The organism is Acinetobacter sp. 70_2, assembly GCF_056736115.1.
This window is the reverse complement of the sequence record NZ_JBWZIP010000015.1, coordinates 160838-173610: the sequence shown is the minus strand read 5'-3', so window position 1 is coordinate 173610 and position 12773 is coordinate 160838. Positions and strand designations below refer to the sequence as shown.

14 protein-coding genes are annotated in these 12773 nt (G+C 39.1%); 1 reads left to right on the top strand and 13 read right to left on the bottom strand.

Features of this window, described 5'->3' with window-relative positions; translation table 11 throughout:
* From pdxJ to AC1PJ9_RS09820, 10 genes are all read right to left on the bottom strand, one after another.
* Complete coding sequence (gene pdxJ / locus AC1PJ9_RS09865; RefSeq protein ID WP_311086803.1) at positions 1 to 726, bottom strand: pyridoxine 5'-phosphate synthase; 726 nt, start codon at positions 724 to 726, stop codon at positions 1 to 3.
* Between the two features lie 13 nt (positions 727 to 739).
* The gene (gene recO, locus AC1PJ9_RS09860; RefSeq protein ID WP_311086802.1) at positions 740 to 1453 is read right to left on the bottom strand and encodes a DNA repair protein RecO; all 714 of its coding nucleotides are present in this window, start codon (positions 1451 to 1453) and stop codon (positions 740 to 742) included.
* A 9-nt stretch (positions 1454 to 1462) separates the two neighbouring features.
* Complete coding sequence (locus tag AC1PJ9_RS09855; RefSeq protein WP_311086800.1) at positions 1463 to 1663, bottom strand: NF038104 family lipoprotein; 201 nt, start codon at positions 1661 to 1663, stop codon at positions 1463 to 1465.
* A gap of 18 nt (positions 1664 to 1681) precedes the next feature.
* A complete protein-coding gene (era, locus tag AC1PJ9_RS09850) occupies positions 1682 to 2704 on the bottom strand; it encodes a GTPase Era (RefSeq protein WP_080593587.1) in 1023 nt (340 codons plus the stop codon).
* A gap of 11 nt (positions 2705 to 2715) precedes the next feature.
* The gene (rnc, locus tag AC1PJ9_RS09845) at positions 2716 to 3408 is read right to left on the bottom strand and encodes a ribonuclease III (protein WP_004707545.1); all 693 of its coding nucleotides are present in this window, start codon (positions 3406 to 3408) and stop codon (positions 2716 to 2718) included.
* A complete protein-coding gene (locus tag AC1PJ9_RS09840) occupies positions 3380 to 3754 on the bottom strand; it encodes a DUF4845 domain-containing protein (protein WP_311069417.1) in 375 nt (124 codons plus the stop codon). Before AC1PJ9_RS09840 ends, rnc begins: the two co-directional genes overlap by 29 nt.
* 23 nt (positions 3755 to 3777) lie before the next feature.
* Positions 3778 to 4605 carry a signal peptidase I gene (gene lepB, locus AC1PJ9_RS09835; protein ID WP_016804957.1) on the bottom strand — a complete coding sequence of 276 codons (828 nt, stop codon included), beginning with the start codon at positions 4603 to 4605 and terminating at the stop codon, positions 3778 to 3780.
* Positions 4606 to 4675: 70 nt separating this feature from the next.
* Positions 4676 to 6493 (bottom strand): translation elongation factor 4, encoded by a 1818-nt coding sequence (lepA, locus tag AC1PJ9_RS09830; protein WP_004699962.1) that lies wholly within the window; start codon positions 6491 to 6493, stop codon positions 4676 to 4678.
* A gap of 176 nt (positions 6494 to 6669) precedes the next feature.
* Positions 6670 to 7122 carry an acyl-CoA thioesterase gene (locus tag AC1PJ9_RS09825; protein ID WP_016804958.1) on the bottom strand — a complete coding sequence of 151 codons (453 nt, stop codon included), beginning with the start codon at positions 7120 to 7122 and terminating at the stop codon, positions 6670 to 6672.
* Positions 7123 to 7242: 120 nt separating this feature from the next.
* Entirely contained in the window at positions 7243 to 8619 is a 1377-nt protein-coding gene (locus tag AC1PJ9_RS09820) for a Do family serine endopeptidase (RefSeq protein ID WP_311086799.1), read from the bottom strand.
* Positions 8620 to 8849: 230 nt separating this feature from the next.
* Here AC1PJ9_RS09820 and nadB point away from each other — a divergent pair, with 230 nt between their 5' ends.
* A complete protein-coding gene (gene nadB / locus AC1PJ9_RS09815; protein WP_311069419.1) occupies positions 8850 to 10493 on the top strand; it encodes an L-aspartate oxidase in 1644 nt (547 codons plus the stop codon).
* A 46-nt stretch (positions 10494 to 10539) separates the two neighbouring features.
* Here nadB and AC1PJ9_RS09810 read toward each other — a convergent pair whose 3' ends face one another.
* The 3 genes from AC1PJ9_RS09810 to mltG form a co-directional block, all read right to left on the bottom strand.
* Positions 10540 to 10956, bottom strand: a complete 417-nt coding sequence (locus AC1PJ9_RS09810; protein ID WP_311086798.1) for a PaaI family thioesterase — start codon at positions 10954 to 10956, stop codon at positions 10540 to 10542.
* A gap of 137 nt (positions 10957 to 11093) precedes the next feature.
* Positions 11094 to 11693, bottom strand: a complete 600-nt coding sequence (gene tmk / locus AC1PJ9_RS09805) for a dTMP kinase (protein WP_000470764.1) — start codon at positions 11691 to 11693, stop codon at positions 11094 to 11096.
* Between the two features lie 9 nt (positions 11694 to 11702).
* On the bottom strand, positions 11703 to 12773 hold the full coding sequence (gene mltG, locus AC1PJ9_RS09800) for an endolytic transglycosylase MltG (protein WP_134261985.1): 1071 nt from the start codon (positions 12771 to 12773) through the stop codon (positions 11703 to 11705).

Genomic DNA, 12773 nt, shown 5'->3' with positions numbered 1-12773 from the left:
TTATCCTGCTGCCTGAATCGCTGTTTTCATATCTTTAACAGCTTGTGCCAGACCTACAAAAACACTATCTGCAATAATTGAATGACCAATGTTTAATTCATAAATTTGTGGAATTGCTGCGATTGGTGCAATATTTTTTAAGTTAAGTCCATGACCTGCATTTACAACTAAACCTTTTGAAGCTGCATATTCAACACCTTTTACGATACGTGCTAGTTCTTCTTGTTGTTCTTGCTCAGTTGCTGCATCAGCATATGCGCCTGTATGCAACTCAATTGTAGGTGCACCACATGCCACTGCCGCATCAATTTGAGCAAAATCCGCATCAATAAATAATGATACGTCACACCCCAGAGCAGCTAGGGCCTGAGTTGCAGCCTTAACTTTTTCAAAGTTAGTGACTACATCTAAGCCACCTTCAGTTGTTACTTCTTGGCGTTTTTCAGGAACGAAGCATACATGTTGCGGCTTAATTTCTTTTGCAAACTCAACCATTTCATCAGTAACAGCCAACTCCAGATTCATACGTGTTTTTAACAATGGACGCATGCGGCGCACATCATCATCTTGAATATGGCGACGATCTTCACGCAAATGTAAAGTGATACCCTCTGCACCAGCTTGTTCACAAATAAGCGCAGCTTCTACAGGGTCTGGATAAGTAGTACCGCGCGCCTGTCTTAAAGTAGCAACATGGTCTATGTTCACACCAAGCAATGCAGCCATAAATAAATCCTAATTACGATTGAGTTTGAGTATTTTGAATCCACAATTGTCGACTTTTTAGGGGACGGTCACCTAAAAGCGATGTAATCATTTGACGGTATAGTTTACCTAATAATTGCAATTGTTCGTGAGAAAAATCCTGCCCTTGCTCATAGTTCAGCATAGATAAAATCGCATTTCCGGACAAAGATGAACGGCCTGCCTGAACGACTGGAGCAAAACCTTCAGTCACTTGAAACTGATAAAACTGATGAGGCAAAATTTCTTTTTGTGCGCTATCAACTGAGAAATCAATCGCATAGCCTAGCTCTGGAAGTAAGACATGTTCAAACCGGCGCAAAATCTGTCTGAGAAAGAGATCTGGATTTTCGTGAGAAGATAATTGTTGTAACTGGAGCAAAGTTAACTGATATTGTTCAAAAGTTTGTGGCATTGCCTCTTCTAATGGGCAAAGTCGTAAAACAATTTCATTTAAATAAAAACCAGCAAAAAAAGCATCACCAAAAAAGAAAACTGGCTGATTTAATATTTCCAGCTTCGTAAAATTTTTAAGTTCACTTTTACCTGTGGCTTGCAACCGGATTGGTTGATATTGAGGAGGCGGAGTCTGTCTTAAAATACCATCAACCCGCCCATATTCCTGAGTGAAGAGATGCACAATATGGCTTTTTTCACGATATTTACGATGATGAATCATATATCCATGCAGGACTTCATTGCGCATCATAAAAAGAAACTATTCCTTAGATTCTTTTTCTTTCTTATCTTCATCATCACCATCAGGAATTACAGCTCCTACAACAGCAGCTGTACCCTTCACTACACCTTTCGTTGTTTTATAAGCAATACCTACTGGTACAGTTACAAGCTTATATACGCAACCTTGTAACATCAATGTACACCCAACAATAACCAATATTGATGTAATTGCTTTCATACCAGTATTCCCTGCTTATTAGATATCACTATATCCTAAACTTTTTAAAGCACGTTCATCATCAGACCAACCACCTTTAACTTTAACCCATAAGGTAAGCATGATCTTTTGTTCGAACATTTTTTCCATGTCTTTACGAGCATCCATACCAATCGTTTTAAGCTTGGCACCTTTTTCACCAATCACAATTGCTTTTTGGCCAGGACGATCTACAAAAATAGTTGCATCAATATAGGTACAAGCTGGCTTTAATCGACCAGTTTTCTCATTAACAGTTGCCTCTTCTGTTTTGAAAGATTCAATTTGCACTGTTAAATCGTATGGTAGCTCTTCACCCAACTGACGCATGATTTTTTCACGGATGATTTCACTTGCCAAGAAGCGCTCAGAACGGTCCGTAATTTGATCGAATGAATACAGTGGTGGCTGATAAGGAAGATATTTTTCAATCGTTTCACTTAAATGTTCCAAGTTTGCTCCACGAAGGGCTGAAACAGGAACAATCTCAGCAAAATTCATAAGCTTGGTACGCTCTTGAATCAAAGGAAGAATCTCTCTTTTATCTTCAAAAGTATCAGCTTTGTTAATTACCAAAATAACTGGCATTTCAGCATTCTTGAGTTTCTCAAGTACTAAATCGTCATTTTGAGTCCACTTATAAGCATCGATAACAAATAAAACTAAGTTAACGTCACGTAATGCAGAATGTGCAGCACGGTTCATCATTTTATTGATCGCGCGTACTTCTTTCTTATGCATTCCCGGTGTATCTACATAAACCGCTTGCATTTTTTCACGTGAATCAATACCAATAATTTTATGGCGTGTCGTTTGAGGTTTACGTGAAGTAATTGAGAGTTTTTGACCCAATAAATGGTTCATGAGGGTAGATTTACCCACATTTGGACGTCCCACAATCGCCACAAATCCGCTCTTAAAATCCGAAGGAATTGTAACGCCTTTGGAACTAAAAAATTGATCAATCAGATTGTTTGGATCTTGGTTTTCATTTGAATCTGGATTGATTTGATCAGAATGCATCGACATGCAGGTTATTGCTCCAATAACTTTAAAATTTCCGCCGCTGCTGCCTGCTCGGCAAAACGACGACTTGACCCCTCACCATAAATCTTTGGTAAACCATCTACCAAACATTCGACTTTAAAGTGTTGATGAGGTGCATCACCCTGAATATCTACAACCTCGTAAACGGGGAGAGGTTTTTTACGTGCTTGTAGATACTCTTGTAAACGTGATTTTGGATCTTTGAGTTGATCTGTTGGCTCAATATGATCTAAATAAGGTACGTACCATTTTAACACAATATCTTTGAGTAGGTTCAGATCACTACTATCAAGATAAATTGCACCAATAATCGCTTCTACCGTATCTGCTAATATTGACTCACGATGATGACCGCCAGATTTCAACTCGCCCGTGCTTAATATTAAACACCGACTAAGTTGCAAATCGGTTGCAATTTTACCTAATGCTTCTTGGCGAACCAAAGTTGCTCGCATACGTGTTAAGCGTCCCTCATTTTCATGTGGGTAAGCATGGTATAAATAATTGGCAATGATCATGCCCAACAGCGAATCGCCTAAAAACTCCAGACGCTCATAGTTATACTTATGACTCACCGAACGGTGAGTCAAAGCTAACTGTAGCAATTCAGGCTGCTTAAATTGATAACCGATTCGACTGAGTAAGCGAGGATCACTTAGTTTGAACTGATGTTTTGTCAAAACTCTTCTCAAATGTTAAAACTAAATCAATATTCAGTAAGAAAGGCTTTCTTACCTCATATTTCTTTTTGACCGTTAGACCAGACTGGTTAAACACTTCGGCAATCTCTTCAAAATGGAGATCACGAATATTATTCATTTCCAGTCTTTGATCCATCTGTGCCATAAATTTTTGGGGTGTCGTATCAGCTGAGCTTTGTTGCATAAGCTCGGTAATCTGATTATTAATCACACGATCATCCCAATACGCTGGCCAAACTGCAAGTACAGCTTTCACTGCAATTGCAAATATGACCACCCCAAATAAAATTGCTAAATACGAAGTACCCTGTTGTGCCTTACGCATTTTTGTTTTCCTAATGGTTGTTTTTAATCTATTTTCCCATTTCGGTTAAAGCTTGGCAGGTGGAAACCAGGTTCTTTATGCATCCAGACATAGAAAGCTCGGCCTGTTAAGTTTTCTTCAGGAACGAAACCCCAGAAACGACTATCAGCACTTTGATCGCGGTTGTCCCCCATTGCAAAGTAATGTCCTTTCGGAACGGTTACTTCCCAATATAAACCGTCTTGGTTTGAATATTTGCCATTATCAACATAGTTAATAAATGGTGCCTGACGCGCAACGTTTACGCCTTCAAGCTCACGCATCGTAAAGGTATGATCACCAATAGTTTCTTTATGATAAATAGACGTTGGTGTATCTAAAGCATCTTTTTCACGACTAAACTGTGTTGCTACTTTAGGAACTTTTTGACCATTAATAATCAATTGTCCATGATCATAAACAATATGGTCACCCGGCAAACCAATTACACGCTTAATATAGCTGATGGTTGGTTGAGGTGGGTAACGGAATACGATGACATCACCACGTTTTGGTTCACCTACATCAATCACTTTTTTATTTACGATAGGTAAACGCACACCATAGTCAAATTTATTAACTAAAATAAAATCGCCAGTCTCTAAAGTTGGAACCATCGAGTCTGATGGAATGTTAAATGGTTCATAAAGAAATGAGCGAAGTACAAGTACAACAGCTAAAACTGGCCAAAAGTCATAGGCCCATGTAATAACAAAATTTTCGTTCTCTCGGCCTTTATTCGCACGCTGTTTAAAAACAAGTTTATCTAACAACCACACTGCAAATAAAATCAGCGTAACTGGAACAAGAATTAAATTAAAATCAAAATCCACATGACCTCACTCGCAGCCTAGCTGCTTGCTTTATGGCTGGGAGAATATAAGTTCATCCCAGCCCTTTCTTTTATCTTTCTACTTTCAAAACAGCTAAGAACGCTTCTTGTGGAATTTCTACACTACCCACTTGTTTCATACGTTTCTTACCTTCTTTTTGTTTAGAAAGTAATTTCTTCTTACGAGACACGTCACCGCCATAACATTTTGCTAGAACGTTTTTACGCATCGCCTTAACGGTCGAACGAGCAATAATTTGAGCACCAATGGCAGCCTGAATTGCAACATCAAACATTTGACGTGGAATCAAGTCTTTCATTTTTTCAACTAAAGCAATACCACGATGGCGAGCATCGTTACGGTGACAAATCATAGCCAAGGCATCAACCTTTTCACTATTAATTAATACATCAACCTTAACTAAAGATGAACTTTCGAAACGTACGAAGTTATAGTCTAGCGATGCAAAACCACGTGAACATGATTTAAGCTTGTCAAAGAAATCCATTACGACTTCAGCCATTGGAATTTCAAAAGTAATCGAAACTTGATTACCTAAGAACTTCATGTCTTTTTGGACACCACGACGCTCAATACATAAGGTCATGACATTACCTAAGTATTCTTGCGGCACAAGAATATGACATTCAGCAATTGGCTCACGTAAATCTTCAACAACTGAACCATCTGGCATTTTAGACGGACTGTCGATATAGATCGTCTCACCTTTTTTGGTAACAGCTTCATAAACTACTGTTGGTGCCGAACTAATTAAATCGAGATCGTACTCACGTTCTAAACGCTCTTGTACGATTTCCATATGCAACATGCCCAAGAAACCACAGCGGAAACCGAAACCAAGTGCATCCGAACTTTCAGGTTCAAAGAATAGGGCAGAATCGTTAATTTGTAATTTCTGTAATGCTTCGCGGAATGGTTCAAAGTCGCTTGAATCGATTGGGAAAAGACCCGCATAAACCTGCGGTTTAACCTTTTTAAAACCAGGTAAAGTTGCAACGTCTGGTGTTGTTGCAAGTGTAATGGTATCACCTACTGGCGCACCAAAAATGTCTTTAATACCCGCAATAACAAAACCTACTTCACCAGCTTCAAGAATATCTGTTTCAGTATGCTTAGGATTAAATACACCTACAGAAGTTACCGGATGAGTTTGTCCTGTCGATTTAACCAACATTTTGTCGCCCTTACGGATACGACCTTGTTTAATACGAACAAGAGACACTACACCTAAGTAGTTATCAAACCATGAATCGATAATTAAAGCTTGTAAGGGAGCTTCACGATCACCTTCTGGCGCCGGAATAACGTCAACTAAACGCTCTAATACACCTTCAACACCTAAACCTGTTTTTGCTGAACAAGTCGGCGCATCTGTGGCTTCAATCCCGATAATTTCTTCAATTTCATGAATTACACGTTCAGGTTCAGCCTGCGGTAAATCAATTTTATTTAAAATAGGAAGAACTTCGAGACCTTGTTCAATCGCGGTATAACAGTTTGCAACTGATTGAGCTTCTACGCCTTGCGCAGCATCGACAACCAACAATGCACCTTCACATGCAGCTAATGAGCGAGATACTTCATACGAGAAGTCAACGTGCCCCGGAGTATCAATAAAGTTAAGCTGATATTCTTGTCCATTTGGATGGGTGTAATACAATGTCACTGAAGCAGCTTTAATGGTAATCCCACGTTCGCGCTCAAGCTCCATTGAGTCCAAGACCTGAGCTTGCATCTCACGATCTTGTAAGCCACCACACATCTGAATAAAACGGTCAGCCAAAGTAGACTTACCATGATCGATATGAGCGATAATCGAGAAATTTCGGATATTTTTGATATCAACTGATTTTTTAGCTTGCGCCATGGGCTACCTTGAGAAAATATAAAGTGCTATGTAGCTTGTTTTAATACATAGCCAAAGCGGTTTAACAAATTGCGAGAGATTATAGCAGATGGATATTTTAAAGTATCCAAAATAATCATGAGCTTTTTACTTATGTTCTAAAAAATGACAATTCAAAGCACATGTAATACTTCCGACTATCGAGCATATGAAATAGTAAAATCTAAAGGATTTATGCTTGAATCAAGGGGCTTATAAGCTTGTGTAAAAGTTGGCGACATTCGTTTTGGTCGACCCGATGCAATTTCAATACATGCCCACTTGGTATTCCCAACAAATAAGACTGCCTGATCAGACGGACGGAAAAACACATACTGGCGAAATGAATAAAGCGCATTGATATCGTCTAGCCATGTCCGCAATATAATTTCTTCGCCTTCAAACGCAGCCTTACGATATTGCACATGATGCTCAACAGCAACCATTGCATGCTTAAGCTCAAGGTATTTGGTTACGCCTACCCCTAATGTTTCAACATGAGCAGCAGCAACATCTTGCATCCATTGGACATACATTACATTGTTAACATGACCTAAAGCATCAATATGCTGTGGCTGAACCTGAATATGTAAATCGAAAATACTGCTCACAAAACAATCACCTTAATCATTAAATCCAAAGCTATATTTAGATTAGCTAGATCGAACATTATGCCGAATACAAATAATAAAAAACCACCCATTTTCAGGGTGGTTTAGTTTTATATCATTTTACTGAATGCGTAAACCAAGCATTGCTCGTTGTCCTTGACGAATGATTCCAACACGTGCAACCGTATTTTTTTGTAGGTTAGAAACAACTTTCGCAAAATCTTGGCTATTTAAAATTTGAGTATTATTAACCTGAACAATCACGTCACCCGGAATGATATTTGACAATGATGCCAAGCCACCACGGCGGACATCTTGAACATAAATACCGCCTTTTACACCTAACGTATTTTTCTCTGGTTCAGCTAAATCACGAATACTCATGCCTAACACTGGACCTTTAGAAGCAGAGGTCTGAGTACCTGTAGCTGGTGTTTCATCTGGTGCTGTTGCTAAAGTTGCAGTGATATTACGAGTTTTATCATCACGTAACACTTCAAACTGAACGGTTTGGTTTGGCTGAACTTTATTTAATGCATAGAGTAAATCACTTGTACGCAGCACAGAAGCACCATTAAGTTTTAAAATCACATCACCAGCTCTAAGCCCTGCTTTTTGAGCAGGTGAATTTGGCGTTACTTGTGTGATGAGGGCACCTTCCGGTTTAGGCAATTTGTAGGCATCGGCAAGGTTACGGTCAATATCTTGCATCATAACACCTAGGTATGAACGAGTAACTTTCCCTTTTGTTTTAAGCTGTTCAGCTACATCCATCGCAACATCGATTGGAATAGAGAAAGATAAACCCATATAACCGCCAGTACCACTAAAGATACGTGAGTTTACCCCGACCACTTCGCCATTTTGATTAAACAATGGACCACCTGAGTTACCAGGGTTTAGTGCAACGTCAGTTTGAATAAACGGTACAGAGGTTTCACCACTCATATTTCGTGATTTAGCACTGACAATACCTGCTGAAGCGGAATAATCAAAACCAAATGGTGAACCAATCGCCAAAACAGGCTCACCGACTTTTAAGCGGTCAACATTACCAACTTTTAAAGCAGGATAATTACCTCCATTGACTTTTAATAATGCAACATCGGTACGTTCATCACTACCAACAACAGTTGCATCAATTTCACGACGGTCATTTAAAGTAATACTAATGCGGGAAGCATTTTCAATCACATGATGGTTTGTGAGTAAGTAACCATCTTTACTAATAAAGAATGCACTACCGTATGCTGTTTTTTCTTGAGGACCTTGTTGCTGTGGAATGATGACCTGATTACCAAAGAAACGTTTTAAAATTTCAGGAACTTGCTGTTGTAACAGTTCATCCTGAGTCATTTTTTTTACGACGTTTACGCTCACCACAGCCGGACTAACTTGTTCAACGAGGTTTGAAAAATCAACAGCAGCATTTGCTTGAACAGCGGCAACTGTAAATACCGCTGCATACATTCCTTGTTGTAAATAGCGAGATTTCATTCGGTGCTCACCCACAATTGGTCTACGAGAATAAGAATAAAACTTTTGTATCACAATGCTTTGGAATTGTGCGTAACAATATGTTTATTTGTAAGACATCATCATCACGTTTATTTTACGCATTGCAATTTTTTAAGGTAATTGCAATTTTTCTGTGACTTAGAGCGCTTAAGCTCTTGCCTTTTTAGGTAAAAAGGGGTGTCATTAGCGGACGTTTTAAATTGATGCGAATGGACATGCCTAATCAACAGACAATTCACCACTTTGACGTGATTATTGTGGGCAGTGGCGGTGCTGGTTTAAGTCTGGCTTTATCGTTACCAAGTCATTTTAATATTGCAGTTTTAGCCAAAGCTGCTTTAACTGAAGCAAGTACCTTCTATGCACAAGGCGGTGTTGCTGCTGTTCTTGATGAAACAGACTCTATTCAACAACATATTAATGACACTATGATTGCAGGTGCTCATTTATGTGAAATGGATGCAGTTCAGCATACTGTCGAAGGTGGTCGCCCTTCTGTTGATTTTCTTTTAAAGCAAGGTGTTCAGTTCACCTTAGATGAAGATGAGCAGCTTCACTTAACTCGCGAAGGCGGCCACTCACAGCGCCGCATTATCCATTCTGCTGATGCTACAGGCAAAGCCATTTCAACTACATTGGTTGAACGTGCGAAAGAACGCAAGAATATTACTATTTTTGAAAACTACATTGCGATTGATTTAATCACGTCGCATAAATTGGGCCATACAGATCAGGCGAATCGCGCTATTGGTTTGTATGCCTTAGATGAAAATACAGAAAAAGTTCATACCTTCCTTGCACCATTTACCGCACTTGCTTGCGGCGGTGCGATGAAAGCTTACCTTTATACGTCTAACCCTGATATTGCTACAGGCGATGGTATTGCTATGGCTTACCGCGCAGGTTGCCGTGTTGCAAATATGGAATTTAACCAATTCCACCCAACCTGTCTGTACCATCCACAAGCGCGATCTTTTTTAATTACTGAAGCCATGCGTGGTGAAGGTGCTTACTTACGCTTGCCTGATGGCGAACGTTTCATGCTTCGTTTTGATGATCGTGCTGAATTGGCTCCTCGCGATATTGTGGCACGTACCATTGACCATGAAATTAAACGTCTCGGTATTCGCCATGTGTGGTTAGATATTACCCACAAATCACCTGAGTTTATTAAAGAGCACTTCCCTACACTTTATGCACGTTTGCTTGAGTTAGGTATCGATATTACTAAAGACATGATTCCAGTAGTGCCGGCAGCACACTATACATGTGGTGGTGTTGTAGTTGATTCAAATAGCCAAACTGATATTGAAGGTCTCTATGCAATTGGTGAAACCTCTTATACAGGTTTACATGGTGCAAACCGTATGGCGAGTAACTCATTACTTGAGTGCTTCGTTTATGGTATGAGCGCAGCAAAAGATATCGAAAATAAGTTTGATGAGAATTTCAAACTACCGAAAGTACCCACTTGGGATGACTCTCAAGTAACCAACCCAGATGAAGATGTGGTGATTTTACAAAACTGGGATGAGTTACGTTCTACCATGTGGAACTACGTTGGTATTGTAAGAACTACAAAACGTTTAGAACGTGCCTTACACCGTATAGAAATGTTAAAGCGTGAAATCACTGAATATTATCAAGACTACCGTGTCAGCAAAAACCTGATTGAACTGCGTAATCTTGTACTCGTTTCGGAAATGATTGTGCGCTGTGCCATGCACCGCAAAGAGTCACGTGGTCTACATTACACGCTCGATTATCCGGAAACTTCGAACGAGATTCGTAAAACTGTTTTAACTCCTCCAAATTTTGCAGTAGAACAACCATTGGTTAATACCGAAATTTAAACTATTTTTTTTATAAAAAAAGCACAGCTCTGGCTGTGCTTTTTATTTATGATCGAGGAGGAATTGAATAAGTCGCGGTTACATGCGCTACTGGTTCATCTAATCCTACTGAATAAATCCAGACCTCACCCACGACTAAGCTCTTCCCTACTTTCATGAGCTTACATTCGCTACGTAGATCTTTATCACCTGCGGGTTTTCTTAAAAAATTAATATTAAAATTAGTCGTGACAGCTAAACCAACAATTCCGATTTCACCGAGTATTGCAATATACAAAGCAAAGTCTGCCAAAGTCATCATGGTAGGCCCAGATATAGTACCGCCCGGACGTTGATGTCTTTGATCAACGTGATAATAAACGACAGCAGCTTTAGGCGTGACTGATTCAATCGTGCAATGTTCAAGACTTGGCGGAAATTCCTTTTCAAGAAACGCTACAATTTCTTCTTTTGAACTTTTCATCCTTGTTTTTCTTCGATTTCAGAACAATATTCAAAATAGCATAGAATACTGACTCATATTTTCTATGACCTTTTAAACCAGATTTATTATTATTTTTAACCACTCCCACAAAATATGAGAGTGGCTTTTATTATTACTTATCCTAAATATTGCAAAGCCTGCTCAAACACCTGATCAGGACTTTGCGTAGCATCTAAACGTTTAATACGTTCAGGTTCAGCTTTCCATAAGGTCTCATAACCTTCGCGAACTTTAGTAAAGAAACTTAACTTTTCTTGTTCAAAACGGTCTAAAGCTCCACGCTCACGTGCACGGTTCATACCAAGTTCAATCGGTGCATCTAACCAAAAAGTCACCTCAGGCATGCGTGAAACAAAGTTCTGATTTAAAAGCTGTAATTTATCTTGGCTTAAACCACGACCCGAACATTGATAAGCAAAGCTTGCATCGGTAAAGCGATCACTTAAAACAATTTTATTAGACTCTAGAGCCGGCAAAATGACTTGTTGTAAGTGTTGAGCACGTGCCGCATAAATTAAGAGTAGTTCAGTATCATGGCTCATATTTTCATCATGATTCACCGCCAAAAGCATTGAACGTATTTGTTCTGCTAATGGCGTACCACCCGGTTCACGGGTTAAAACAACTTGTTTACCTTGCTCTTCAAAATGCTGATGAATTTTTCGAATGAGTGTAGTTTTACCTACCCCTTCCGTGCCTTCAAAGCTAATAAACATCTCTTTTCCTTATTTCTTCGATCTCAACACGGATAAATACTGCTGCACCGCTTGATTATGAGCCTGCAAATCTGCAGTAAATTTATGACCACCATTACCAGTTGCCACAAAATAAATATTATTTGAGTCATCTGGATGTAATGCAGCTTCAATTGCTTTTTGACTTGGTAAGGCAATTGGTGTTGGCGGTAAGCCATTAATTGTATAAGTATTATATGGCGTTGGTGTACGTAAGTCTTCGCGAGTAATGTTACCCTTATAGTTTGCACCCATGCCATAAATTACGGTTGGGTCAGTTTGTAGACGCATACCAATTTTCAGACGGCGTACAAATACACCAGATACTTGCTCAAGCTCACTATCTAAACTTGTTTCTTTTTCAACAATTGAAGCCATAATTAAAGCTTCATACTTATCTTTATAAGGTAAGTTTGGTGCACGATTCGCCCAAGCTGCATCCAAGGCTTTCATTTGGTGATGATATAAATCCGTCAGGATTTTTTTATCAGTCTCACCTTTTGCAAAGAAATAAGTGTTAGGCGCAAATAAACCTTCCGGATGATGATAAGGAATTCCTAGCGCCTTCATGAGCTGATCATCAGGTAAGTCGAGTATTGTATTTTTTACATTTTTATCATTTTTGAGTGCAGTAATAAGCTGTTTAAAAGTCGTACCTTCAATCACCAAAATACGGTTCATTTGAGCATTATCAGCATTAGACAACATCTCTAATACTTGTCTTACACTCATTCCCTGCTCAACTTCATATACACCAGCTTTCATGCTGTCATGAATCATAAATCTTTGATAAAGCTTAAGTACAATAGGAAAATGGATTTTGTTTTCTTTTGCTAAATGATCGATAAAACCAGAGTAGGTCTCACCTGAAGTGATCGATAGCATCTGCTTTTTCCCTTCAATAGGATAAGCTTTAAATAAACTTGACCATAAAATAGCAAAAATAGAAATTAAAACGATAAAACAGCCAATGAGCACCAACTTTTTAGGAAAATGAGATGCTGTTTTCTTGCCCTTTTTTTTAGCATTTTTTGCTTTTGCGTTCACAGGTGGCTTCGGCAT

Bases quoted from the DNA above. Each gene is read 5' to 3' on its own strand.
- pdxJ (WP_311086803.1), bottom strand. From the start codon at position 726: ATGGCTGCATTGCTTGGTGTGAACATAGACCATGTTGCTACTTTAAGA.
- recO (WP_311086802.1), bottom strand. From the start codon at position 1,453: ATGATGCGCAATGAAGTCCTGCATGGATATATGATTCATCATCGTAAA.
- AC1PJ9_RS09855 (WP_311086800.1), bottom strand. From the start codon at position 1,663: ATGAAAGCAATTACATCAATATTGGTTATTGTTGGGTGTACATTGATG.
- era (WP_080593587.1), bottom strand. From the start codon at position 2,704: ATGCATTCTGATCAAATCAATCCAGATTCAAATGAAAACCAAGATCCA.
- AC1PJ9_RS09840 (WP_311069417.1), bottom strand. From the start codon at position 3,754: ATGCGTAAGGCACAACAGGGTACTTCGTATTTAGCAATTTTATTTGGG.
- lepA (WP_004699962.1), bottom strand. From the start codon at position 6,493: ATGGCGCAAGCTAAAAAATCAGTTGATATCAAAAATATCCGAAATTTC.
- AC1PJ9_RS09820 (WP_311086799.1), bottom strand. From the start codon at position 8,619: ATGAAATCTCGCTATTTACAACAAGGAATGTATGCAGCGGTATTTACA.
- nadB (WP_311069419.1), top strand. From the start codon at position 8,850: ATGGACATGCCTAATCAACAGACAATTCACCACTTTGACGTGATTATT.
- AC1PJ9_RS09810 (WP_311086798.1), bottom strand. From the start codon at position 10,956: ATGAAAAGTTCAAAAGAAGAAATTGTAGCGTTTCTTGAAAAGGAATTT.
- tmk (WP_000470764.1), bottom strand. From the start codon at position 11,693: ATGTTTATTAGCTTTGAAGGCACGGAAGGGGTAGGTAAAACTACACTC.
- mltG (WP_134261985.1), bottom strand. From the start codon at position 12,773: ATGCCGAAGCCACCTGTGAACGCAAAAGCAAAAAATGCTAAAAAAAAG.